This is a genomic window from Mycolicibacterium lacusdiani (assembly GCF_021916785.1).
GTDB classification, from domain to species: domain Bacteria; phylum Actinomycetota; class Actinomycetes; order Mycobacteriales; family Mycobacteriaceae; genus Mycobacterium; species Mycobacterium lacusdiani.
In genome coordinates, this window is the sequence record NZ_JAKCFC010000002.1 from 400224 (window position 1) to 424332 (window position 24109).

28 protein-coding genes are annotated in these 24109 nt (G+C 68.2%); 14 read left to right on the top strand and 14 right to left on the bottom strand.

Annotated elements, in window-relative coordinates; all coding sequences use genetic code 11:
- Positions 1–28: 28 nt before the first annotated feature.
- On the top strand, positions 29–421 hold the full coding sequence (locus tag LOK44_RS06865) for a VOC family protein (RefSeq protein WP_237569262.1): 393 nt from the start codon (positions 29–31) through the stop codon (positions 419–421).
- Here LOK44_RS06865 and LOK44_RS06870 read toward each other — a convergent pair.
- From LOK44_RS06870 to LOK44_RS06890, 5 genes are all read right to left on the bottom strand, one after another.
- Complete coding sequence (locus LOK44_RS06870) at positions 361–690, bottom strand: helix-turn-helix domain-containing protein (RefSeq protein ID WP_237569263.1); 330 nt, start codon at positions 688–690, stop codon at positions 361–363. The two genes, LOK44_RS06865 and LOK44_RS06870, sit on opposite strands and share 61 nt — an antisense overlap.
- Before the next feature lie 75 nt (positions 691–765).
- Complete coding sequence (locus LOK44_RS06875; protein ID WP_237569264.1) at positions 766–1083, bottom strand: DUF6597 domain-containing transcriptional factor; 318 nt, start codon at positions 1081–1083, stop codon at positions 766–768.
- Between the two features lie 10 nt (positions 1084–1093).
- A complete protein-coding gene (fadD17, locus tag LOK44_RS06880; protein ID WP_237569265.1) occupies positions 1094–2605 on the bottom strand; it encodes a long-chain-fatty-acid--CoA ligase FadD17 in 1512 nt (503 codons plus the stop codon).
- 37 nt (positions 2606–2642) lie between these two features.
- A complete protein-coding gene (locus LOK44_RS06885) occupies positions 2643–3740 on the bottom strand; it encodes an acyl-CoA dehydrogenase family protein (RefSeq protein ID WP_237569266.1) in 1098 nt (365 codons plus the stop codon).
- Positions 3741–3761: 21 nt separating this feature from the next.
- Positions 3762–4943 carry an acyl-CoA dehydrogenase family protein gene (locus LOK44_RS06890; protein WP_237569267.1) on the bottom strand — a complete coding sequence of 394 codons (1182 nt, stop codon included), beginning with the start codon at positions 4941–4943 and terminating at the stop codon, positions 3762–3764.
- A gap of 184 nt (positions 4944–5127) precedes the next feature.
- On the opposite strand from LOK44_RS06890, the gene LOK44_RS06895 reads away from it, so the two are divergent.
- The 12 genes from LOK44_RS06895 (at position 5128) to LOK44_RS06950 (ending at position 17087) form a co-directional block, all read left to right on the top strand.
- Positions 5128–5319 (top strand): ferredoxin, encoded by a 192-nt coding sequence (locus tag LOK44_RS06895; protein ID WP_163921990.1) that lies wholly within the window; start codon positions 5128–5130, stop codon positions 5317–5319.
- 13 nt (positions 5320–5332) lie between these two features.
- Positions 5333–6268 (top strand): 3-oxoacyl-ACP reductase, encoded by a 936-nt coding sequence (locus tag LOK44_RS06900; RefSeq protein WP_237569268.1) that lies wholly within the window; start codon positions 5333–5335, stop codon positions 6266–6268.
- A gap of 257 nt (positions 6269–6525) precedes the next feature.
- Positions 6526–7290, top strand: coding sequence for an MlaE family ABC transporter permease (locus LOK44_RS06905; RefSeq protein ID WP_237569269.1), 765 nt, complete (start codon positions 6526–6528; stop codon positions 7288–7290).
- Between the two features lie 31 nt (positions 7291–7321).
- Positions 7322–8164 (top strand): MlaE family ABC transporter permease, encoded by an 843-nt coding sequence (locus tag LOK44_RS06910; protein ID WP_237569270.1) that lies wholly within the window; start codon positions 7322–7324, stop codon positions 8162–8164.
- A 10-nt stretch (positions 8165–8174) separates the two neighbouring features.
- Positions 8175–9374 carry an MCE family protein gene (locus LOK44_RS06915; protein ID WP_163921998.1) on the top strand — a complete coding sequence of 400 codons (1200 nt, stop codon included), beginning with the start codon at positions 8175–8177 and terminating at the stop codon, positions 9372–9374.
- Between the two features lie 31 nt (positions 9375–9405).
- Positions 9406–10440 carry an MCE family protein gene (locus LOK44_RS06920; protein ID WP_163922001.1) on the top strand — a complete coding sequence of 345 codons (1035 nt, stop codon included), beginning with the start codon at positions 9406–9408 and terminating at the stop codon, positions 10438–10440.
- A complete protein-coding gene (locus tag LOK44_RS06925; protein ID WP_163922004.1) occupies positions 10433–11491 on the top strand; it encodes an MCE family protein in 1059 nt (352 codons plus the stop codon). Before LOK44_RS06920 ends, LOK44_RS06925 begins: the two co-directional genes overlap by 8 nt.
- Positions 11488–12894 (top strand): MCE family protein, encoded by a 1407-nt coding sequence (locus LOK44_RS06930; protein WP_163922007.1) that lies wholly within the window; start codon positions 11488–11490, stop codon positions 12892–12894. Before LOK44_RS06925 ends, LOK44_RS06930 begins: the two co-directional genes overlap by 4 nt.
- Positions 12895–12908: 14 nt before the next feature.
- Complete coding sequence (locus tag LOK44_RS06935; protein WP_372481208.1) at positions 12909–14093, top strand: MCE family protein; 1185 nt, start codon at positions 12909–12911, stop codon at positions 14091–14093.
- Positions 14093–15844, top strand: coding sequence for an MCE family protein (locus tag LOK44_RS06940; RefSeq protein ID WP_163922010.1), 1752 nt, complete (start codon positions 14093–14095; stop codon positions 15842–15844). Before LOK44_RS06935 ends, LOK44_RS06940 begins: the two co-directional genes overlap by 1 nt.
- The gene (locus LOK44_RS06945) at positions 15844–16560 is read left to right on the top strand and encodes an Rv1363c family protein (protein WP_237569271.1); all 717 of its coding nucleotides are present in this window, start codon (positions 15844–15846) and stop codon (positions 16558–16560) included. Before LOK44_RS06940 ends, LOK44_RS06945 begins: the two co-directional genes overlap by 1 nt.
- Positions 16560–17087: a mammalian cell entry protein gene (locus LOK44_RS06950; RefSeq protein WP_237569272.1), complete on the top strand. Its 528-nt coding sequence runs from the start codon at positions 16560–16562 to the stop codon at positions 17085–17087. Before LOK44_RS06945 ends, LOK44_RS06950 begins: the two co-directional genes overlap by 1 nt.
- Here the strand turns inward: LOK44_RS06950 and LOK44_RS06955 are convergent.
- The 4 genes from LOK44_RS06955 to LOK44_RS06970 form a co-directional block, all read right to left on the bottom strand.
- On the bottom strand, positions 17074–18531 hold the full coding sequence (locus tag LOK44_RS06955) for an alpha,alpha-trehalose-phosphate synthase (UDP-forming) (protein ID WP_372481209.1): 1458 nt from the start codon (positions 18529–18531) through the stop codon (positions 17074–17076). The genes LOK44_RS06950 and LOK44_RS06955 overlap by 14 nt on opposite strands.
- Positions 18528–18695, bottom strand: a complete 168-nt coding sequence (locus tag LOK44_RS06960) for a hypothetical protein (protein ID WP_170314487.1) — start codon at positions 18693–18695, stop codon at positions 18528–18530. Before LOK44_RS06960 ends, LOK44_RS06955 begins: the two co-directional genes overlap by 4 nt.
- Positions 18696–18746: 51 nt before the next feature.
- Positions 18747–19106 (bottom strand): intersectin-EH binding protein Ibp1, encoded by a 360-nt coding sequence (locus tag LOK44_RS06965; protein ID WP_237569274.1) that lies wholly within the window; start codon positions 19104–19106, stop codon positions 18747–18749.
- Positions 19107–19267: 161 nt separating this feature from the next.
- Positions 19268–19630, bottom strand: a complete 363-nt coding sequence (locus tag LOK44_RS06970) for an intersectin-EH binding protein Ibp1 (protein ID WP_237569774.1) — start codon at positions 19628–19630, stop codon at positions 19268–19270.
- A 261-nt stretch (positions 19631–19891) separates the two neighbouring features.
- Between LOK44_RS06970 and LOK44_RS06975 the strand changes: the two genes are divergently transcribed.
- A complete protein-coding gene (locus LOK44_RS06975) occupies positions 19892–20725 on the top strand; it encodes an SDR family oxidoreductase (RefSeq protein WP_237569775.1) in 834 nt (277 codons plus the stop codon).
- On the opposite strand, the gene LOK44_RS06980 is transcribed toward LOK44_RS06975, so the two are convergent.
- From LOK44_RS06980 to LOK44_RS07000, 5 genes are all read right to left on the bottom strand, one after another.
- Positions 20722–21606: an NAD(P)-dependent oxidoreductase gene (locus LOK44_RS06980; RefSeq protein WP_237569275.1), complete on the bottom strand. Its 885-nt coding sequence runs from the start codon at positions 21604–21606 to the stop codon at positions 20722–20724. The two genes, LOK44_RS06975 and LOK44_RS06980, sit on opposite strands and share 4 nt — an antisense overlap.
- A gap of 46 nt (positions 21607–21652) precedes the next feature.
- Positions 21653–21979 (bottom strand): DUF732 domain-containing protein, encoded by a 327-nt coding sequence (locus LOK44_RS06985; protein WP_163922025.1) that lies wholly within the window; start codon positions 21977–21979, stop codon positions 21653–21655.
- Between the two features lie 87 nt (positions 21980–22066).
- Positions 22067–22540: a (2Fe-2S)-binding protein gene (locus LOK44_RS06990; protein ID WP_237569276.1), complete on the bottom strand. Its 474-nt coding sequence runs from the start codon at positions 22538–22540 to the stop codon at positions 22067–22069.
- On the bottom strand, positions 22527–23408 hold the full coding sequence (locus tag LOK44_RS06995; protein ID WP_237569277.1) for an FAD binding domain-containing protein: 882 nt from the start codon (positions 23406–23408) through the stop codon (positions 22527–22529). The genes LOK44_RS06990 and LOK44_RS06995 overlap by 14 nt, the downstream gene beginning before the upstream one ends.
- A complete protein-coding gene (locus tag LOK44_RS07000; RefSeq protein ID WP_237569278.1) occupies positions 23405–24109 on the bottom strand; it encodes an SRPBCC family protein in 705 nt (234 codons plus the stop codon). The genes LOK44_RS06995 and LOK44_RS07000 overlap by 4 nt, the downstream gene beginning before the upstream one ends.

A 24109-nucleotide genomic window follows, 5' to 3' on the forward strand; every position in this document is an offset into this window, starting at 1 on the left:
GCGGCACGGCTCGCCTAGCGTCGCAGCCATGGACATCACCCCGCAGTCGACGGTCGTCGAGATCGTCGCCGTCGACCTCGACCGTTCCCTCGAGTTCTACCGACTGCTCGGGCTCACCGTGCCCGACCCGGACGGGCCGCACGTCGAGGTGACGCTGCCGGGCGGAAACCGGCTTGCCTTCGACACCGAGGACGTCATCGCCGGTATGCATCCTGGATGGACGCCACCGTCGGGACCGGGCCGGGTGGCGATGGCATTCGGTTTCGCCGGGCCGGACGCCGTCGACGCGATGTACGAAAGGCTGACGGGTGCCGGACATCCCGGACCGCTCGAGCCGTTCGACGCGCCATGGGGCCAGCGCTACGCGACGGTGGAGGATCCCGACGGTACGTCGGTCGATCTGTTCGCGCCGCTGCCGTAGACCAGCCCGGCCACACTCAGCCCGGAGAACTCGCGGCACTCACGGTGCAGGTGCGGTTGATCGGCGTAGCCGGCCGCCGCTGCGACGGCGACGGGCGCGACCCCATCGCGGAGCAGCGCCACCGCACGCCGGAACCGCAGGATCCGCCTGAGGGTCGCTGGGCCGTAGCCGTACACCGCGACGCTTTGACGGTGCAGCGTCCTGCTCGACCAGCCGACTTCGTCGGCGACGGCGCCTACCGTGGCGCCCGCCGCCAGTCGCGTCGTCACGTGATGAACCGTGTGCAGCGGCCACGGCGCCGTCTGACCTCGGACGGGCCGCGCCGCCAATTCCACTGCCAGGTCCTAGAGCCGGAGATGGGATGTCGCGGAACACACTTCTGCGAGCGGCACACGACGGTCCCGCAGCTCGACGGCGGGCACGCCGAGAAGCCGGGGGAGAGCGCCGGGTCGAAAGCGCAGCCCGGCGATGGGCTCCCCGTCCAGGGTGGCGTCGAGTGCCGTGGTGTCCGGACCGGCAACCACCACGCGGCCGCCCATGCGGATGAGGTCCATGCACCCGTCGGGCAGTACCCGAACCCCTCCGCCTTCGCCGTCGGCGACCCACGCCGTTTCGACGAGGCCGTGCAGCGCAGCGGGTGCGGGCATCTCGCGGTATCCCACGATGGCCAGGCTAGCGACGAATGGGGTGCACCGCGTCGGAGCAGTCGGTGCCCTCGGCGGACAGCACCCGTTTGAGTACCTTGAACGTCGCGGTCCGCGGCAGCGCGGTGCTGACGCGCACGAACTTCGGCCACTGCTTCGGCCCGAGATCCGACTGCTCTGCCAGGAACGACGCGAAGGCGTTGGCGTCGAATTCGGCGCCGTCGACGAGCACCATGGCGGCCATCACCTGATCGCCCACGGCGGGGTCGGGTATGGGATAGACGGCCGTTTCGACGACGTCGGGATGCCGCAACAGGATCCGCTCGATCGGCGCGGTGCCGAGGTTCTCGCCGTCGACCCGCATCCAATCCCCGAGTCGCCCAGCGAAATAGGCATAGCCGTGCTCGTCGCGGTAGGCGAGGTCACCGCTGTGGTAGACGCCGCCCGCCATCCGCTGGGCCTCGGCGCCCTCGTCACGGTAGTAGCCACGGAACCATCCGGGCCCGGTCGGGTTGATCAGTTCGCCCACCGTGCCCGGCGGGCAGGGTTCGCCGGTGTCGACGTCGACGATGTCGACCTCGTCGGTCAGCGGTCCGAGCGACCCGTCGGGCGTATCGGGGGTCCGCGCGATCGCGACGCCACCCTCGGTGGACCCGAACCCGTCGACGACGATCACGCCGAAGCGCTTGCCGAACCGGACGACGTCGCGTGGCGCACCCTCGTTGCCGTAGAGGAACCGCAACGGATTGTCCGCGTCGTCTGGCTGCTCGGGGGTGGCCAGCACGTAGGACAGCGGCTTGCCGACGTAGTTGGCGTACGTCGCCCCGTACCGTCGGACGTCCGGGATGAACCGAGATGCGGAGAACTTGCGCCGCAACGCGATCGAGCCGCCTGCGGCGACCGCCACGGCCCAACCGGCCATGACCGCGTTGGAGTGGAACAGCGGCATCGACAGGTAGAACACGTCAGTGGTGCCGAGGCCGAAGCGATCGGCGAGCATCCTGCCCGGGAACGCCACCTTCTCGTGGGTGACCCGCACCGCCTTCGGCTCACCGCTGGTGCCCGAGGTGAAGATCAGCATGTAAAGGTCATCGGGATGCAGGTCGGCGAACGTCACGGGCGCATCGCCGTGCCGAGCGAGTTCAGCTGCCCATTGCGGTGATTCGACGTCGACGACGTCCACGCCGACGGTGCTGCCGTCGAGGGCGTCGGCACCGTCGGTGAGCACCAGCTGACAGTCGGCGTGCGCGACGTCGCGCGCCAACGCCGCACCGCGGCGCGTCGGGTTCAGGCCCACCGGAACGATCCCGGACAGCCCGGCGGCGACGAGCACCGTGGAGAAGAACGGCGTGTTCCCGAGCAGCACGCCGACGTGTGGCGGCTTGTCGGGATCGAGCCGCGCGCGCAGCGCCGATGCCAACCGCGCCGCCGCACCGACGTGGTCGCGCCAACTGACGAAGTCATCGCCGTCGTGGACGCCGCGATCGGTGACGTCCACGAGCGGTCTCAGCAGCTCGGTGACGGTGGGGTTGCCTGGCACGCTGACCAGATGCTCCTCGCGCAAGCGCTCGTCGGCCTCAGGCAGGCGTCTCGGCGAGTTCGCGGCCGATGCGCAACAACGCCCCGGTGGCTCCGCCTACGCCGAACTCGGTCTGCTTGGCTGCCAAGAAGTAGCGGTGGATCGGATGGTCGGTGTCGATGCCGACCCCGCCGTGGACGTGAACGGCGGTGTGGGCGACGCGATGTCCCGCCTCGGCCGCCCAGAAGGCGGCGGTGCCGACCTCGAGGTCGGACGGCAGGTCCTCCGACAGACGCCATGCCGCCTGCGTCACCGTCAGGCGCAGCGCCTTGATGTCGATGTAGCCGTCGGCAAGCCGTGCCGAGACGGCCTGGAAGCTGCCGATCGGACGGTCGAACTGTTCGCGTTCGCGGGCGTAGGTCGCGGTGAGTTCGAGCGCCCGTTCCAGCGTGCCGAGCTGAAACGCGCTGCGGGCCAGCGTGCCCCGTGTCGTCAGCCACGCCGCGGCCTCGCCGCCTCCGACGGTGCGGTCGGCGGAGACCTCGACGTCCTGCAGGTCGAGGTGCCCGACGCTGCCGTGCCCGGTGGTGGCCAGCGAGGCGGCCGACACCCCGGCGTCGCTCGCGGCGACGAGGAAGACCTTGGTGCCCTCATCGGTCTCGGCGGGCACCAGGAAGGCGTCGGCGACCGGGCCGAACGGTACGAGTGCGCGGGTGCCGGTCAACCGGTACCCGCCGTCGGCCGTCGTCGCCTGCACGGGTCCCTGGCCCATCTCGGCGTCGAGCGCGACGGTGAGGATCTTCTCGCCCTTGATCGCCGGCGTCGCCCACTGCGCCTGCAGTTCGGCGGATCCGAACCGCGCCAATGCTCCAGCGCCCAGGACGACGGACTCCAGGTACGGCACGGCGGCCATCTGGCGGCCCAGTGCCGTCAGCACCGCGACCTCCTCGACGACGCCGAACCCGCCGCCGCCCAACGATTCCGGTGCGGTGGTGGACAGCACGTCGGCGTCGACGAGCTTGGTCCAGAGGTCGCGGTCGAAGCGCTGGTCGAGTCCGTCGAGCTGGCGCTGATGTTCGGGCGTGCACACCGAGTCGGTGATGGTCCGCACCAGCCCGCCCAGGTCGGTCGAGGCCTCAGTAGGTGAGAAGTCCATGTCGTCGTCTCCGTCTTCGCTTTAGCGGTTGACCCGGGGCAGCCCGAGGGCCACCATGCCGATGATGTCGCGCTGAATCTCGTTGGTGCCGCCGCCGAAGGTGAGGATGAGGCACGAGCGGTGCATGCGTTCGATGCGGCCGCGCAGCAGCGCGCCGGGGGAGTCGGTGCGCAACGTGGCAGCCGTGCCGAGCACCTCCATCAGGAGGCGGTAGGCCTCGGTCGCCAGCTCGGTGCCGTACACCTTGGCTGCCGAGGCGTCGGCCGGTGACGGTGACGCGTCGGTGGTCGACGCCAGCTCCCAGTTGATGAGTTTGAGCACCTCGGCCTTGGCGTGGACGCGAGCGAGGTTGAGCTGCACCCACTCCGAGTCGATGAGCCGCTTGCCGTGCATGTCCTTGGTGTTCTGCGCCCATTCGCGAACCGCGTCGAGCGCCACGTAGATCGGCTGCGCCGACACCAGTGCGACGCGCTCGTGGTTGAGCTGATTGGTCACCAGCTTCCAGCCGGCGTTCTCCTCGCCGACCAGGCTGGACGTCGGCACGCGGACGTCCTGGTAGTACGTGGCGCTGGTGTCGACACCGCTCATGGTGTGCACCGGCGTCCAGGAGAAGCCCTCGGCCGTGGTCGGCACGATCAGCATCGAGATGCCGCGGTGCTTCTTGGCCTCTTGGTTCGTGCGCACGGCCAACCAGACGTAGTCGGCGTAGGCGATCAGGCTGGTCCACATCTTCTGGCCGTTGATCACGTAGTCGTCACCGTCGCGCACGGCGGTGGTGCGCAGCGCTGCGAGGTCGGTGCCTGCGCCCGGCTCGGAGTAGCCGATGGAGAAGTGCAGCTTGCCCGCCGCGATCTTGGGCAGGAAGAAGTTCTTCTGCTCCTCGGTGCCGAAGTGCATGATCGTCGGCGCGACGGAGTTGATGGTCAGGAACGGCACCGGCACGTTGGCGATCGATGCCTCGTCGTTGAAGATGAGGCCGTCCATCGGTGGGCGTGCCTGCCCGCCGTACTCCTTGGGCCACGACAGGGTCAGCCAGCCGTCCTTGCCCATCTGCTCGACGGTCTCGCGGTACACGTTGCCGCGGCCCATCTCACCGTCGCTGGAGGTGAGCGCCTCGGCACGCTCGGGAGTCATGAGCTTGCCGAAGTACGAGCGCAGCTCGCGGCGCAAGTCCTCCTGCTCGGGGCTGTAGCCGATGCGCATCGCGTCTTCCTCCACTGTTCTGGCCGTTTCAGCAGGGCCGAAAAGCCCCGTCGATCACCCCCGGTTGTAACACGTTCTAGTCTTGGAATCCAGGTCATGCTTTACTGCCATCGTTCGAACGGGGAGATATCGTGACCCGTTACGACCGGCGGGTCATCCGCACCCTGGCTGCGAGGAGGTTGTCATGCACGTGGAAGTAGACCGGGATCGCTGCGAGGGAAACGCGGTGTGCTTGGGTATTGCGCCCGACCTGTTCGATTTGGACGACGAGGACTACGCCGTCGTCAAGGTCGATCCGGTGCCGGCCGACCAGGAGGGCCTGGCCGAGCAATCCATCGCGGAATGCCCCCGCGCCGCGCTGACCCGCAGAGACTAGAGGTATTCATAAAGTGACGAACGACGGCACTCAGAACTCCAATGACGCCGGCGACCTGTCCGGCTTGGTCGCCGTGGTGACCGGCGCGGCTGCAGGGCTCGGCCGGGCGGAGGCGATCGGGCTGGCCCGCCAGGGCGCCACGGTGGTGGTCAACGACATCGCACCGGCACTGGACAAGTCGGACGTGCTCGACGAAATCGCGTCCGTGGGGTCCAAGGGCGTGGCCGTCGCAGGCGACATCAGCGAGCGCGCCACCGCCGACGAGTTGGTCAGCACCGCCGACGGACTCGGTGGTCTGGCGATCGTGGTCAACAACGCGGGCATCACGCGGGACCGCATGTTGTTCAACATGTCCGACGAGGACTGGGACGCCGTCATCGCCGTACACCTGCGCGGCCACTTCCTGCTGACCCGCAATGCGGCGACCTACTGGCGCGACAAGGCGAAGGCCAACGGCGGCACGGTGTACGGCCGCATCGTCAACACGTCGTCGGAGGCCGGGCTCGCCGGTCCCGTCGGCCAGGCGAACTACGGAGCGGCGAAGGCGGGCATCACCGCGTTGACGCTGACCGCGGCACGCGGACTCGGCCGGTACGGCGTGCGCGCGAACGCGATTGCGCCGCGGGCACGGACCGCGATGACCGCCGACGTCTTCGGCGACGCCCCCGAACTGAGCGAGGGGCAGATCGACGAGCTGTCGCCGGAGCACGTCGTCAACCTCGTGCGGTTCCTGTCGTCCCCGGCATCGGAAGGGGTCAACGGGCAGCTGTTCATCGTCTACGGTCCAACCGTGACGTTGGTCGCCGCACCGACGGTGGAGAAGCGATTCACCGCGAACTCCGACGCGTGGGCTGCGGACGACCTCGACGACACACTGCGCGCGTACTTTGCTGACCGGGACCCCGAACGCGGTTTCTCGGCCAGCGCGTTGATGGCTGCGCAAGACTGACAGTCTTGGTTGTCAGTGCACGCAGGGCACTAGAACACGTTATAGAATGACCTAGGTCACACATGCTTCTACCAGCACGAATATGGCGATTTGTACTGGTTTTGTCGTTCTTTGACACTGCGAACGTGTTCTAGTTAATATGATCCGGCTCACTAAGAGCGGTGCTTAACCCAGGGCGGGAAGGTCATCGAGACGGGCCGTTTCAACGGCTTCGCCACGACGACGACCAGCCCTCGTCCCGAGAAACGGAGCCGAGTTTGTTCGAACAGCTCGCGGCGCCGGCTCGGGCCGTAGGCGGGTTCGTCGAGATGTCCTTGGATACGTTCGTCAAGATCTTCCGACGGCCATTCCAGTTCCGTGAGTTCCTCGAACAGACGTGGATGATCGCCCGCGTCTCGCTCGTGCCGACACTCCTCGTCGCCATCCCGTTCACCGTCCTCGTGGCCTTCACGCTCAACATCCTCCTTCGCGAGATCGGCGCCGCCGACCTGTCCGGCGCAGGCACCGCGTTCGGCACCATCACCCAGCTGGGACCGGTCGTGACCGTGCTCGTGGTCGCAGGTGCAGGCGCCACCGCCATCTGTGCGGACCTGGGCGCGCGCACCATTCGCGAGGAAATCGACGCGATGCGCGTGCTGGGCATCGACCCGATCCAGCGTCTGGTCGTTCCACGCGTGCTGGCATCGACCTTCGTCGCACTGCTGCTCAACGGTCTGGTCTGCGCGATCGGCCTTGCAGGCGGCTACGTCTTCTCGGTCTTCCTGCAGGGCGTGAACCCCGGCGCCTTCATCAACGGGCTCACCATCCTGACGGGTCTCGGCGAACTCGTGCTGGCCATGTTCAAGGCCCTGCTGTTCGGCGTATTCGCCGGCCTAGTGGGCTGCTACCGCGGTCTGACGGTGCAGGGCGGCCCGAAGGGCGTCGGAGTGGCCGTGAACGAAACCGTCGTCTACGCGTTCATCTGCCTGTTCGTGATCAACGTGATCATGACGGCAGTCGGCGTGAGAGTCCTGGAGCGCTAGTGATGAGCGCTCGCGCGAAGAAGAGACTGTCATGAGTTACGACGCCACCCTGCGCCTGCGACGGTTCTTCCGCGGCGTGCCGAACATGGTCGACACCATCGGCGAACAGGCACTGTTCTACGGCGAGTCGGTGCGCTACATCCCCAACGCGCTGACGCGGTACCGCCGCGAGACGATCCGTCTGATCGCCGAGATGACCATGGGCACCGGAGCACTGGTCATGATCGGCGGCACCGTCGGCGTCGCAGCCTTCATGACGCTGGCCTCGGGCGGCGTCATTGCGGTGCAGGGTTACTCGTCGCTGGGCAACATCGGCATCGAGGCCCTCACCGGATTCCTGTCGGCCTTCCTCAACGTCCGCATCGTCGCGCCCGTCATCGCGGGCATCGCGCTCGCCGCCACCATCGGTGCCGGTACCACGGCACAGCTGGGTGCGATGCGCGTCGCCGAGGAGATCGACGCCGTCGAGGCGATGGCCGTGCACTCGGTGTCGTATCTGGTGTCGACGCGGATCATCGCCGGCCTCATCGCGATCGTGCCCCTGTACGCACTCTCGGTGCTCGCGGCCTTCTTCGCCGCCCGGTTCACGACCGTCTACATCAACGGACAGTCAGCCGGTCTGTACGACCACTACTTCAACACCTTCCTGGTGCCGAGCGACCTGCTGTGGTCGTTCCTCCAAGCCATCGTGATGTCCATAGCGGTGATGCTCGTTCACACGTATTACGGCTACAACGCCTCTGGCGGCCCGGTCGGCGTCGGCATCGCCGTCGGCCAGGCCGTCCGCACGTCGCTGATCGTCGTCGTCACCATCGTCCTGTTCATCTCCCTCGCGGTCTACGGCGCGTCGGGCAACTTCAACCTCTCCGGATAGGCCGGCACCGATGTCGAGTGATTCCAAGCGCAGTCACGTGAGGATCGCAGCCGCGATCCTCGCGGCTGTCCTGGTCGCCGCCGTCGCGTTCACCTACCTCTCGTACTCCGCGGCGTTCACCTCGGTCGACAAGGTGACGGTGACGTCGGAACGCGCAGGCCTGGTCATGGAGACCGGCGCGAAGGTGAAGTACCGCGGCATCCAGATCGGCAAGGTCGAGACGATCCAGTACGCGGGCAACCAGGCGAAGTTGACGCTGGCCATCGACAGCAGCCAGATGCGCTACGTCCCGTCGAACGCGCAGGTGAAGATCGGTGGCACCACCGTCTTCGGCGCCAAGTCGGTGGAGTTCCTGCAACCGGCCGACCCGACCGGCGACTCGCTGCGTCCCGGCGCCGCGGTGTCGGCCGCGAACGTGCAGCTCGAGGTCAACACCCTCTTCCAGACCCTCAGCGACGTGCTGAAGAAGGTCGACCCGATCAATCTCAACGCGACGATCACCGCGCTCGGTGAGGGCCTGCGGGGCAACGGCGACGACCTCGGCGCCTCGCTCGCAGGCATCAACTACTACCTCCAGCAGCTCAATCCGAAGCTGCCGACGCTGCAGCAGGACTTCCAGAAGACGGCCGTCGTGGCGGGCATCTACGGTGACGCCGCCCCGGATCTGGCCACCGTGCTCCAGAACGCCCCGACCATCAGCCAGACCGTCGTCGACGAGCAGGAGAACCTCAACGCTGCCCTGCTGGCGGCCACCGGACTGGCCAACAACGGCACCGCGACACTGGAACCGGCCGCCGACGACCTGATCGCCGCGATCCAGCGCCTGCGCGCCCCGCTCAAGGTGCTCGGCGACTACTCGCCCGAACTCGGCTGTATCCTCCGTGGTACGAAGAAGGCGCTCGATACGTTCGCCCCGATCATCGGTGGCATTCGGCCGGGCCTGTTCGTCTCCTCCAGCTTCTTGCCCGGCGCGCCGGCCTACACCTATCCCGAGAGCCTGCCGATGGTGAACGCCTCCGGCGGCCCGAACTGCCGTGGCCTGCCAGACGTGCCGTCCAAGCAGTACGGCGGATCCTGGTACCACACACCGTTCCTGGTGACCGACAACGCGTACATCCCATTCCAGCCGAACACGGAACTGCAGTTCGACGCGCCGTCCACCCTGCAGTTCCTGTTCCACGGTGCGTTCGCAGAACGGGACGATTACTGATGAGCGCTTGCGCGAAGAGGAGAGCGCACTGATGAAGGCAGACAAGACGATCATCGGCGTCGCGGTGTTCACCGTCGTGATGCTGCTCGTCGCCGCGGGACTGGTCGTGGTGTTCGGCCAGTTCAAGTTCGCGTCCGGCAATACCTTTCACGCCACCTTCACCGAGGCATCACGACTGAAGTCGGGCCAGGACGTCCGCATCGCAGGCGTGCCCGTCGGTGCGGTCAAGAACGTCAGCCTCAACCCCGACAACACGGTGGACGTCGAGTTCGACGTCAACGACCGGTACCAGCTGTACACGTCCACGCGGGCGGCCGTGCGCTACGAGAACCTGGTCGGTGACCGGTACCTCGAGATAACCTCGGGCCCGGGAGATTTGCGAAAGCTCCCGGTGGGGGCGACGATCGCCAAGGAGAACACCCAGCCCGCGCTCGACCTCGACGCGCTGCTCGGTGGTCTGCGGCCGGTGCTCAAGGGTCTCGACGGCGACAAGGTCAACGAGGTCAGCAACGCCGTCATCGAACTGCTGCAGGGCCAGGGCGGTGCGCTGTCGAGCATGCTCGCCTCGACCAGCTCGTTCACCCAGCAGATCGCCGACCGCGACCAGCTGATCGGCGACGTGATCAACAACCTGAACACCGTCCTCGGCACGGTCGACGAGAAGGGCCAGCAGTTCGACACCACCGTCGACCAGCTGCAGCAGTTGATGACGGGGCTGGCCCAGAACCGCGATCCGATCGCCGGCGCCATCCCGCCGCTCGCGTCGGCGACGAGTGACCTGACCACCCTGCTGCAGAACAGTCGTCGACCGGTGCAGGGCGTGATCGAGAACGTACGGCCGCTCGCGCAGCGGCTCGACGAGCGCAAGGGCGACCTGAACAAGGTCATCGAGCCGCTGGCCGAGAACTACCTGCGGCTCAACGCGCTCGGTGCCTACGGGTCGTTCTTCAACATCTACTACTGCTCGATCCGGATGAAGATCAACGGCCCCGCGGGCAGTGACATCCTCCTCCCGTTCGGTGGTCCACCCGATCCGACGAAGGGGAGGTGTTCGGAGAATGGCTAGGCCCGATAGTTCGAATCCGCTGCGCACGGGCATCTTCGGCATCGTGCTGGTGGTGTGCGTCGTCCTGGTGTCCTTCGGCTACTCGACGCTGCCGTTCTTCCCGCAGGGCAAGAACTACGAGGCCTACTTCGACGACGCAGGCGGCATCACGCCGGGCAACGACGTTGCGGTCTCCGGAATCCAGGTCGGCAGGGTGTCGTCGGTGGAGCTGGCTGGCGCCGCCGCGAAGGTGAACTTCACCGTCGATCGCGACATCCGGGTGGGCGACCAGTCGCTGGTGGCGATCAAGACCGACACCGTGCTCGGCCAGAAGTCGCTGTCGGTGACCCCCCGCGGCACCGGCAACGTCACGGTGATCCCGTTGGAGCGCACCACGACTCCGTACACCCTGAACACGGCGCTGCAGGACCTTGGGGAGAACGCCAGTGAGCTGGACAAGCCGCGGTTCGAACTCGCGCTGCAGACGCTGACCGGCACGCTGCGGGATGCGACGCCGCAGTTGCGCGGCGCGCTCGACGGGGTGGCCAACCTGTCGCGCAGCCTCAACGCCCGCGACGAGGCGCTCGAGCAGCTCCTCGCACACGCCAAGCGAGTGTCCGACACCCTCGCCCAGCGCGCGGGCCAGGTGAACCAGCTGATCACCGACGGCAACCTGCTCTTCGCTGCGCTCGACGAGCGGCGCCAGGCGCTGAGCAACCTGATCGCGGGCATCGACGACGTGTCGGTACAGCTGTCGGGCTTCGTCGACGACAACCGGCGCGAATTCGGACCGGCGCTGGAGAAGCTGAACCTGGTGATGGACAACCTGCTCGAACGACGCGACCACATCGGCGAGGCGCTGCGCAGGCTCCCGCCGTACGCCACCACCCTCGGCGAGGTCGTCGGCTCGGGCTCCGGCTTCCAGATCAACCTGTACGGCCTGCCACCGGCCTCGCTGTCGGAAGTGCTGCTGGACACGTACTTCCAGCCGGGCAAGCTGCCGGACAGCCTCGCCGACTACCTGCGCGGGTTCATCTCCGAGCGTCTGATCATCAGGCCGAAGTCGCCATGACCCATCAGAACGAGAGGCTCAGACGTCGCTGGTGGCGACCGGCGCTGGTGGTGGCCCTGGTGGCCCTGCTGGCCGCCGGCGTGTTCCTGGTGTGGCCATCGCGTGGTGGCATCCAGGTGGTGGCCTACTTCCCGTCGGCAGTGGGCCTGTACCCGGGTGACGACGTACGCGTCGTCGGCGTTCCCGTCGGCACCATCGACAAGATCGAACCGCGTGCCGGCGACGTCAAGATCACCATGACGGTCGACAACGGCGTCAGGCTGCCCGCCGACGCACGCGCCATCGTCATCGCGCCGAACCTGGTGTCGGCGCGGTTCATCCAGTTCACGCCCGCCTACACCGGCGGTCCCGAACTGGCCAACGGCGCCGAGATCGGGATGGACCGCACCGGAGTTCCGGTCGAGTGGGACGAGGTCAAGGAGCAGCTCACGCAGCTCAGCACCCAGCTCGGTCCGAAGGACGGGGGAGTGCAGGGGCCGCTCTCGGAGTTCGTGAACCAGGCGGCGGACACCTTCGACGGCAACGGCGACTCGTTCCGCAGGGCGCTGCGCGAGTTGTCGCAGACCGCGGGCCGGCTCGGCGACTCCCGTACCGATCTCTTTGGCACCGTGCGCAATCTGCAGGTGCTGGTGGAGGCGCTGTCGAACAGCAACGAGCAGATCGTGCAGTTCACCAACCACGTCGCGTCGGTGTCGCAGGTGCTGGCCGACAGCTCGGCCGACCTCGACAACACCCTCGGCACGCTGAATCAGGCGCTCTCGGACGTGAAGGGCTTTCTGAACGAGAACAACTCGGCGCTGATCGGTCAGGTCAACAAGCTGACCGACTTCACCAACATCCTCACCGAGCACAGTGATGACATCGAGCAGATCCTGCACATCACGCCGAACGGTCTGGCCAACTTCTACAACATCTACAACCCGGCACAGGGCACCGTCGGCGGTCTGCTGTCACTGCCGAACTTCTCCAACCCCGTCCAGTTCATCTGCGGCGGCACGTTCGACGTGGGTGCTTCACCCGACAACTTCAAGCGCGCCGAGATCTGCCGCCAGCGCATGGGCCCGGTGTTCAAGCGACTCGCGGTCAACTACCCGCCGGTGCTGTTCCACCCCATCAACAGCATCACCGCCTACAAGGGCCAGATCCTCTACGACACCCCTGCGACCGAGGCCAAGGCGCAGACGCCGGTGCCATACCTGCAGTGGAATCCGGCACCGGGCGTGACGCCCCCGACGCCGAGTCCGGACGGCAGGATCACCGACTTGATCCTGCCCCCGCCCGCGGAGGTCGGCCAGGTCTCGCCGGCGGGAGCCCCATCGGCTCCGCCGCCCATGGGAGCGGGACCGTTGCCCGGCCCCGCGCCCGAAGCCCTGCCCGCGGAGACTGGGGGAGGACAACCGTGACGAAGCGAAACTCGTTGGTCGACAACGCACTGCGGACCGGCCGTCGCTCGGTGGCGATCGGATCGGGAGCGGTGCTGCTCGCCGGCTGCTCGTTCGGCGGGCTGAACTCACTGGACATGCCCGGCACCCAGGGTCACGGCAGCGGCTCGTACACGATCACCGTCGAACTGCCGGACGTGGCAACGCTGCCGCAGAACTCGCCGGTGATGATCGACGACGTCACGGTCGGCAGTGTGTCCGGCATCGAGGCCGTGCAACGCTCCGACGGCACGTTCTTCGCCGCGGTGAAGCTGTCCCTCGACGGCAGCGTCGACCTGCCCGACGACGCGACGGCCACCGTCGCGCAGACCTCGCTGCTCGGATCGCAGCACGTCGAACTCAAGGAGCCGGCCGATAGTGCCGGCAAGGGCAGGCTCCGGAACGGGGCCACCATCCCGTTGGGCCAGACCGGTCGGTACCCGACGACCGAGGAAGTGCTGTCGTCGCTCGGCGTCGTGGTCAACAAGGGCAATCTCGGCGCGCTGCAAGACATCACCGAGGAGATCTACGCCGGTGTCGCGAGCAGGCAGGGCAGCTTCGCCGGGCTCATGCCACGACTCGCGGAGCTGACCGGTTCGCTGGATCAGCAGACGGCCGACATCATCGCTGCGGCAGAGGGACTCAACCGCTTCGCGGGAATCCTGGCGCGCAGCAAGGACGACCTGGGCCGGACGCTGGACACGCTGCCCGAGGCGCTCAAGGTGCTCAACGCCAACCGCACCAACCTCGTCGACGCCTTCACGGCGCTGCGGACCTTCTCGAACGTCGCGTCGCGCGTGCTGACGGGGATCCGGGACGACTTCACGGCGGACTTCAAGGACCTCTACCCGGTGGTGAAGGCGTTCAACGACAACGCCGACGACTTCATCACCGACCTCGAGTTCCTGCCGACGTTCCCGTTCCACTACAAGTACCTGCGCAACGCCGTGCGCGGTGACTATCTCAACGTATTCGTGACGTTCGACCTCACGGTGCGGCGCATCGGCGAGTCGGTGTTCACCACGTCGAAGGGCCTCGACCCGAACATGAAGCGCCTCAACGAGGTGATCAACCCGCCGGACTTCCTCACGGGGGCGATGGCGAACCTGTCCGGTCAGGCCGCGGATCCGTTCCAGATCCCGGCGGGTACGGCCACCCAGCACACCGAGGCGGTGCCCTGATGATCGACAAGTTGACGAGACTTCAGCTCTCGATATTCGCGATCGTCACCGTGGTGTGCGTGGGCGCCATCTCGGCGTTCTACCTGCACGTGCCGTCCGCGCTGGGCATCGGCTCCTACAACGTCACCGCCAACTTCGTCGCGGGCGGCGGGCTGTACGAGAACGCGAACGTGACCTACCGCGGCGTGACCATCGGGCGGGTCCAGAAGGTAGGGCTGTCCGACGACTCGGTGGTCGCCGAGATGCGGCTCAACTCCGACACCCCGGTGCCGGAGAACGTCACCGCGACGGTGAAGAGCGTGTCGGCGATCGGCGAGCAGTACATCGACCTGGTGCCGCCCGCCGACCCGTCCGACCGACTGCTGGGTGACGGCGCGGACATCGGGACCGACCGCACCGCAATCGGTCAGGACATCGCCGGTCTGCTCACCCAGGCCGACGACCTCGTCAACAGCATCGGCGACAGCCGCATCCAGGATCTGCTCCGCGAGTCGTTCAAGGCGTTCAACGGTTCTGGGCCCGAACTCTCCCGGCTCATCCAGTCCGGCCGCGCCCTGGTCGACGAGGCCAACGCGAACTACGGGCAGACCACTCAACTCATCGATCAGGTCGGGCCGTTCCTCGACGCCCAGATCCGCAGCGGTGACGACATCCGCTCGCTGTCCGAGGGGCTGGCGCGGTTCACCACCGAGGTCGCGAACGCCGACCCGCAGCTGCGTGGGGTGCTCCGCGAGGTGCCCGGGGCCGCCGAGGCAGCCAACACGACCTTCGACGGCATCCGGCCGAACTTCCCGATGCTCGCGGCCAACCTGGCCAACGTAGGGCGCATCGGCGTCATCTACAACAAGTCGATCGAGCAGGCGCTCGTCATCTTCCCGGCGCTGATGGCCGCGCTGATCACCGTGGCTGGCGGTGTGCCCGCCGACGAGGGCGGCAAGCTGGACTTCAAGGTCGACCTCGGCGACCCGCCGCCGTGCAACGTCGGGTTCATCCCGCCGTCGCAGATCCGCACGCCCGCCGACACCACGCTGCGCGACCTGCCGACCGACCTGTACTGCAAGGCCGCCCAGAGCGATCCGACCGTGGTGCGTGGCGCCCGCAACTACCCGTGCCAGGAGTTCCCGGGCAAGCGCGCTCCGACCGTGCAGCTGTGCCGCGACCCGCGCGGTTACGTGCCGATCGGCAGCAACCCGTGGCGCGGACCCCCGGTGCCCTACGGCAGCACGCCGATCACCGATCCGCGGAACATCTTCCCGGCGAACAAGTTCCCGAACATTCCGCCGGAACGGGACTACGACCCGGGGCCGCCGTCGGTCCAGCTGCCGCCCGGTGTGGTGCCGGGCCCGGGCCCCGCGCCCAATGCGCCATTCCCACTTCCGGTTCCGCCGAGCGACCCAGGCATCCCGCCGCCGCCGCTGCCGTTCTACGCGCCGCCCGACCAGATCGTGCCGCCGTACGGCCGGTCGCTGCCAGGGGCTCCGCCACCGCCTGCGCCGGGTCCGCTGCCTGCCGAGGCGCCCGCCCCGGCCACCGGCCCGGTGCTGCCCGGACAGGGTCCGCTGCTGCCCAGCCAGGCCGTTCCCGGACAGCCGGCGCCGGTCGCCAGTGGTCCGGCCACGGCGACGTACGATTCGAGAACCGGTGTATTCGCAGACCCCTCCGGCGGGACGGGCGTCCTCGCCTCGGGCTCGGACGAGTTCGTTCCCGCGGAGAGCTGGGTCGATCTGATGAAGGATCCAAGGCAGGCTTGATGACCAACGACTCGGTGTCGGACGACGTCGCGACTGACGCGCCCGAGCCGCCGGTGAATGCCGCCCGCCGCCGGCGCGCCTCGCGCGCTGCAGGTCCGGCAAGTCCGGTGCAGGAGTCTCCGACGGCTGCGACCGTCGAGACGCCGGCCCCGGTGCGCGTGAAGGTGTCCAGGCCCGTCGCGCCGCCGCCACGCCGTCAGCCGCACCGCGCGTTGGTGACCGCGGTCGGGCTCGGGGTGTGCGCTTTGGCGGTCGCCGTGCTCGGCGTCCTGACGGTGGTCTTCGGGCTGCAGCAGCGTGAGGCCCAGGCGGCGGTATCCCGCGATCGGCTCTTCGTCGACACCGCCACCCAGACCGTCGTGAACATGTTCAGCTACGACCAGAACACGATCGACGAAAGCGTGAACCGCTTCGTCAACGGCACCAGCGGTCCCCTGCGGGACATGCTGAGCCAGGGCGACAACGTCGAAAACCTGAAGGCCATCTTCCGCGACACCAACGCGAGTTCGGAGGCCGTCATCAGCGGCGCCGCACTGGAGAAGGTCGACGAGACCGCGAAGAACGCCACGGTGCTGGTGTCGGCGCGGGTGACCGTCACCGACCTCGACGGCGTGAACAAGCCCTCGCAGCCCTACCGGTTGCGGATCGTCGTGCACGAGGACGACAACGGGCACATGACGGGCTACGACCTCAAGTACCCCGACGGTGGCAACTGATGGGCCGCTGGACCACCCGCGTGGTGGTGTTGGTCGGCGTGGTGCTGGCGTTCGGTTTCGTCGCGCTCGGTGGCGTCGGCGGCTACCTGGTGTGGACGCGCGCCCAGCTGAACGCCCAGGAGGCCACCCGCATCGCGCTCGGCCCGTGCGAGGGTGGCATGGCACCGCCGGAGTGTGGGCTTGCCGCCGAACAGATTCCGCTGGTCTTCGGTTACGACTTCCAGACCGTCGAGCGCAGCCTCACCGACGCCTACAACCTGCTGACCCCCGACTACCGCAGGGAGTTCGAGGAGCGGGCGAGCCAGGACATCATTCCGCAGGCCCGTGAGCGCCAGGTGATCTCGCAGGCCAACGTGGTCGGCTCGGGCGTGCTCGAAGCGCGGCGCGATTCGGCCAGCGTGCTGGTGTTCATGAACCGCACGGTGACCGACAAGTCCAAGCAGCCCGTCTACGACGGGAGCCGGTTGCGCGTCGACTACGAGAAGATCGACGGGCAGTGGAAGATCAAGTTCATCACTCCGATCTAGGAGCGTCCTGCTGCGTCGAGGTCAGCGCATCGAGGAATGACCTGGCCCATCGGTCGACGTCGTGCGCGAGGACCTGCCTGCGCAGCGCACGCATCCGGCGGCGGCCCTCCTCGGGCGACTGATTGAGTGCAGCCTCGATCGAGTCCTTGACGCCGTCGAGGTGGTGCGGGTTCGTCAGGTAGGCCTGCCGGAGTTCGGCTGCGGCGCCGGTGAATTCGCTGAGGACCAGTGCACCGCCCAGGTCGCTGCGGCACGCGACGTACTCCTTGGCGACCAGATTCATCCCGTCGCGCAGCGGGGTCACCAGCATGACGTCGGCAGCCACGAAGAACGCGATCAGTTCGTCGCGTGGGATCGGCTTGTGCAGATAGTGCACGACGGGGTGGCCCACTTCGCCGAACTCGCCGTTGACGTGTCCGACCTGGCGCTCGATGTCCTCGCGCATCACCTTGTAGCTCTCGACGCGCTCCCGGCTGGGGGTGGCGAGCTGGATGAGCACGGTGTCGGTGGGGTCGGCGCGGCCTTCCTCGAGGAGTTCGGAGAACGCCTCGAGCCGGACGTCGATGCCCTTGGTGTAGTCGAGCCGGTCGACGCCGAGCAACACCTTGCGCGGGTTGCCGAGTTCGGCTCGGATCTCCCGGGCACGCTGCCGGACCCGTCGGTCGCGGGCCTTGCCGTCGAGGTCGGTGGAGTCGATCGAGATGGGGAAGGCTCCGACCTTCACGGTGCGGAAGCCGACCTGCACCTCGCCGAGCCGCGACCGCACGCCCACCGTCGCGCGCGAGGTGTTGGCGCCGACGAGCCGGCGGGCCAGGTAGAGGAAGTTCTGTGCGCCGCCGGGCAGGTGGAACCCGACCAGGTCGGCGCCGAGCAAGCCTTCGATGATCTCGGTCCGCCACGGCATCTGCATGAACAGTTCGATCGGCGGGAACGGGATGTGCAGGAAGAAGCCGATCGTGAGATCGGGCCTCAGCATGCGCAGCATCTTCGGCACCAGCTGCAGCTGGTAGTCCTGCACCCACACCGTCGCGCCCTCGGCAGCCGAACGGGCGGTGGCCTCGGCGAAGCGGCGGTTGACCTCGACGTAGCGGTCCCACCACTTGCGGTGGTAGATCGGCTTGACGATGACGTCGTGGTACAGCGGCCACAGCGTGGCGTTGGAGAAGCCTTCGTAGTACTTCTCGACGTCGTCGGCCGACAGGACGACCGGCCGCATCGTCAGGCCGTCCTCGACGACCGGTTCGTCGTCGCCGTCGGTGATGCCCGGCCAGCCGATCCAGGCGCCGTGGCGGCTACGCAGGATCGGCTCCAGCGCGGTGACCAGGCCACCGGGACTGCGCTTGATGGTCGTGGTGCCGTCGGGCAACCGCTCCATGTCGATGGGCAGCCGGTTGGCCACCACGAGGAAGTCGGCGTCTCCCCGTTCAGCCGACTCCACCACTATGCGTCGAGCTTCGCCGGCCCGATGCCCAGCATCGACAGGAACACCCGGCACTCGTCGGCATCGGTGGCGTAAGCGGCCACCACCTTGCGTGCCTGACGTGCCGTGCTGTCGGCTAGTGGTTCGACGTCTTCGACGATGTCCGCTGGATCTGGGGTCGCTGCCATGACTCGACTCTAGGCGACTCGGCGGGCCGAGTCGCCCAGAGGCGGGTCAGATCAGGAGAAGCCGGTGACCGTGGGGCTGCTGCCGACCGAGGACTGCGGCGGCACGTACTGCGGGGCGTCCTCGGCGAGGCCGATGCACTGACCGCTGTTGCGGCCGGTGCAGGGGATGCCGTCGATGGACGCGATGTCCGGGTTGCCCGGGATGGCGCTGAACGGCGAGCTGGGCACCGTGTGCGGGATGCAGACGCCGGTGAACTGATCCGGCTCCTCGCCGCCGCCGCACTGCGCGACCGGGGCGGCCGGTGCGGCCGAGGGTCCGGCGAACACGGCGACCGCGGGCGCCGCGGCGACGGCGAGCGCGAACCCGCCCGCAAGGATGAGTCGTCTGGCTGAGACATGCAGGATCGCCATCGTCACGCTTTCTCTAAGAATTGACCGTGTCGTCGAGGTGAGTCTATGGAAGCTGCCAGGAATCTGCACGAGTTCCACTAGTTCCCTGGGAGAGCGTCGCACGTTCGAGCGGTCGGCGTGACGATGGCGGGGCAAGGGGTACGGGAGGGAACCCCCGTCGGCTAGGGGCTCGAGCTGACGCTCGAGCGCGGCACGGCCATCGGACCCTGCGCCTCCTGCTCCTCGCCGAGGCCGATGCACTGGCCGGAATTGCCTCCCGTGCAGGGGATTCCGTCGACCGACGGGAGACCGCCCGGCGAAGTGGTCTGGAACTCGGGGGAATTCGGCACCAGGTCCGGCGTGCAGGTGTTGGTGAAGGTGTCCTCGGTCTCGCCGCCCGGGCATGCCGTCACGGTCGGTCCGGTGATCGCGGGTGCGGCGACCGCCAAGAAGGCCGGAGCCGCGGCGATCGCGAGTGCGAAGCCTCCGGCGAGGACCAGTCGCTGCGGTGTGCTCGTGCGGGGAGCGAAGATGTTCTGGGCCATCGTCACGCTTTCTATCGTCGTTCGGAAACGCGGCGGGGGGCCGATTCCGTTGGCGAGAATACGCTGATCACGCCGCTTCCATCGGTCGAAGTCGGCAGAAAGTGGTGCGGCGGTACCAAATCTGTGAGGGGTCTGCGAGACGCCTGTGGCATCGCTGCCGAGTCGCTGCTATGCAGCCTCGTGGCGCCGTGGTTCGATGTAGAACGTGTTCCAGTTCTGGGGCGACGGACTCGGATGAGTGAGATTCAAGCGGAGGCAATGGTGCAACTCTCGTTGGTGGATCGGACCTACCTCGTCACCGGTGGTGGCAGCGGCATCGGCAAGGGTGTCGCGGCAGCCATCGTGGCGGCGGGCGGCAACGCAATGCTGGTCGGGCGCAACGCCGACAAGCTCGCCGCGGCGGCCGAGGAGATCGGCGCGGGCGACGGGGCCGGCCGCGTGCGCTACGAGCCCGCCGACGTGACCAACGAGGACGAGGTGGCTCACGTCGTGGACGCCACGACCGCGTGGCACGGTCGGCTGCACGGCGTCGTGCACAGTGCGGGTGGATCGTTGACGATCGGGCCCATCACCCAGGTCGACTCCGAGGGTTGGCGGCAGACCGTCGACCTCAACGTCAACGGCACGATGTACGTCCTCAAGCACAGCGCCCGGGAGATGGTGCGCGGGGGCGGCGGGTCGTTCGTCGGCATCTCGTCGATCGCCTCGAGCAACACCCACCGCTGGTTCGCGTCCTACGGGCCGAGCAAGGCGGCACTGGATCACCTGATGATGCTCGCCGCCGACGAACTCGGCGCGTCATGGGTCCGGGTCAACGGCATCCGGCCGGGCCTGATCCGCACGGACATGGTTGCGCCCATTCTGGATTCACCGGACATCAGCGCCGACTACGCGAGCTGCACGCCGCTGCCACGCCCGGGTGAGGTGACCGACATCGCCAATGCTGCGCTGTTCCTCCTCAGCGATGCTGCCGAGTGGATCACCGGCCAGATCATCAACGTCGACGGCGGGCACGGTCTGCGTCGCGGCCCGGACATGTCGTCGATGCTCGAACCCGTCTTCGGCGCCGACGGCCTGCGCGGGGTGGTGTCCTAGCGGACCGGTCCGTTGCCGCCCGCCTCCCACGAGGCCAAGGCGCCCACCGCGGACCAGTCCAGTGCGCCTCCGCCGGTGGCCAGCAGCGTCAGGAACCGGTCGCGCAGGAGGCTCGCGACCGGAAGCGGAACGCGTAGTTCCTCACCGGCCTCGAGCACCAGGCGAATGTCCTTGAGGCCGAGCGTCGCAGCGAACCCGGCGGGCTCGAACTCCTCGCGCGCCACCAGCCCGCCGTACGTCCGGTACACCGGTGCGCCGAACAGCGTCGAGGTCAGGATCTCGAGGTACTGCTCCTTGTCGACACCGGCCTTGGCGACCAGTGCCATTGCCTCGCCCAGAGTTTCGATGACCGACGCGATCAGGAAGTTGCCGGACAGCTTGACCAGGTTGGCGGCCTTGGGCTCGGACCCGACCACGAAGGTGCGCTGACCGACGGCACCGAGGATCGGCTCAATGGTCTGCAACACCTCTGCTTCGGCGGCGGCCACCACGAACAGCTTCGCGGCGCGGGCGGCCTCGGGCCTGCCGAACACGGGCGCGGCGGCCAGGTGCTGCCCGGCCTCGGCGTGCGCGGCGGTGAGGCGTTCGGCCAGACCGACGCTGATGGTCGAGCACGACACGTGCACGGCTGACGGCGGCAGAGCCGCGAGGATGCCGTCGGCGCCGAAGGTGACGGCCTCGACGGCGTGGTCGTCGGCGAGCATCGACACGACCACGTCACCTCCGCAGGCCTCGGCGACGGTGCGGGCCGGGTGCGCTCCCTCGAGCGCCTCCGCCTTGTCGTAGGAGCGGTTGTATGCGGTGACCGTGTGTCCCGCGGCGATCAGGTTGGCGGCCATGGCCGCGCCCATGTTGCCCAGTCCGACGAATCCGATGTCCATGTTCTCCACTATCACCGCGGGGTGTGGAGAATGCCCGTCGAGCCGGTTAGCGGTTCGGGTTCGCCTGCGGGCAGTAGCCCTGCACGGCGAGGCTGCCGAACGTGCTGATGTCGTCGACCGACTTCCACTCGGTGGCGGTCTGGATGTGCCGCAGCGCCGCCTCGACCGAGCCGCCGTTGACCAGCACGTTGCACGTCGATTGGGCGAGGTCGATGGCCTCGCTGGACGGGATCTGCAGCCGCGCGTCGCGAACGGCCTTGGCGAAGACCTTGTCCACCTGCGCGTCGGCGGGATCAGCGGACGCGGGCGCCGCCAGGGATGCAGCGGTACCGGCGGCGATCAGAAGTGCCGCGGCGACGTGGCCGAACCTCATGCGTCTTGCCCTCCTCAGCGATGAACCGTGCGGGTCCACCGTACGTCAGCAAACCTCGAAGGGTGTATCGGCCGTGGCCGACGACTGTTACGTCTGGGACTGGGCGGCCTGGTGGACGGCGTTGACGATGCCTTGATAGCCGGTGCATCGACAGAAGTTGCCCGAGAGCCCTTCGCGGATCTCGTCGTCGGTCGGCTGTGGGTTGTCGCGCAGCAACGCCGTGATCGACGTGACGAACCCTGGTGTGCAGAAACCGCACTGCAGACCGTGACACGCCCGCATCGCCGCCTGTACCGGTGACAGCTCGCCGTCGGGCGATGCGATGCCCTCGACCGTGGTCACCTCCTGGCCGTCGACCTGGACGGCGAAGATCAGGCACGACCGCACCGCCTGGCCGTCGAGGAGCACCGTGCACGCACCGCATGCCCCGTGCTCGCAGCCGAGATGGGTGCCGGTCAGCCCGCACTTCTCGCGCAGGAAGTCCGCGAGCGTGAGCCGCGGCTCGACGACGCCGCCGTGCGGGGTGCCGTTGACCGTCATGTGGACGTCAGTCTCGTGCATCGAGTGCCTCCGTGGTCGCATCCGTCCATGCCCGCGCGACCATCGCCGCACCCACCCGCGTGCGGTAGGACGCGGAGCCCTGTAGATCGCTGGGGACGTCGGTCAGACCGGACATCGCCAGCGCGCCGATCTCCTCGGCGCTGATCTCGGCGACCGGCCGCCCGGTGACCGCGTCCTCGGCAGGGGTGGCGCGCTTGGGCGTCGATCCCAGCCCCAGCAGGCCGATGCCGCAGCGCGTCACGCGGTCATCGCCGTCGAGTGCGACGGCCACCGTGGCACCGGCGATGGCGAAGTCGCCGTGCCTGCGGGCGAATTCGTGAACCGCGAAACCGGTGCGGCCCGACCACACGGGGAAGCGCACGGAGCGCAGGATCTCGTCGGGTTCCAGGGAGTTCTCCCACAAGCCGGTGAAGAAGTCGGCCGCCGGGATCTGCCGGTCGCCGCGCGATGACGCGGCGTCGATCGTCGCACCGAGCGTCAACGCAACGGCGGCGTACTCCGCCGCGGGATCGGCGTGGGCGACCGCGCCGCCGAGAGTGCCCCTGGTCCGGATTTGAAAGTGGCCGATGTGCGGGGTCACCGCGGTGAGCAGCGGCACGGAGTCGGCAACCTCGTCGTCGAGGCCCACCAGCGCGTGCGGGGTGGCAGCGCCGATCACCACCTCGCCGTCGACGAGGTCGATGCCGCACAACTCGTCGATGCGCGAGATGTCGATCAAGTTCTCGAAGTGGGTGAGCCGCATCGCCAGCATCGGCACCAGGCTCTGTCCGCCGGCCAGGATCTTGGCGTCGTCGCCGAACTCGGCGAGCAAGTCCACTGCCTCCTTCACCGAGCCGGGCCGGTGATACGCGAACGGCGCGGCCTTCACGAGACGAGCCGGGATAGTGCCGCGATGAGTTCGTCGGCCTTGATCGCGGCCGGGTGCGCGGGCTTCCTGCGCCGACCGAACAGGAAGCCGAGCGCGGCGCCCGCGGCGAGGCCCGCGACCACGGGGGCGGCCCGCTTGGCGACGGGGAGGGCGACGACCTTGAGCAGGTCGACCGAATCGGCACCGGGCTGGGCCGCTGCCACCGCGGCCTCGGCCGTGGGCGCGGTGGTCGTCGTGCCCGCGGCGGCCCCGGGGGTGGCGCCCAGCAGTTCCGCCTCGAGGCTGCGGGCGAACTGGCCGATCAGGTTGGAGGACACGTCGGCGAGCACGCCGCGGCCGAATTGGGCGGCCTTGCCCGAGATCGCGAGGTCGGTGCTGATCACCACGTGGGTGGCGTCGCCTTGGTCCTCGAGCTGCGCGGTGATGGTGGCCGCGGCGGTGCCGCTGCCGCGCGTCTCCTTGCCCTCGGCGCGCAGCACGATGCGCCGCGCGGCCTCGTCCTTCTCCTTGTAGGAGGCGACGCCCTTGTAGGAGACGGTGATCGGGCCGACCTTCACCTTCACCGCGCCGGTGAAGTCGTCACCGTCGACCGACAGCAGGGTCGCCCCGGGCAGGCACGGTGCGACGCGTTCCACGTCGGTCAGGACGTCCCACGTCTTCGCGGCGGGTACCGCGACCCGGAATTCGTTGTTGAGTTCCAC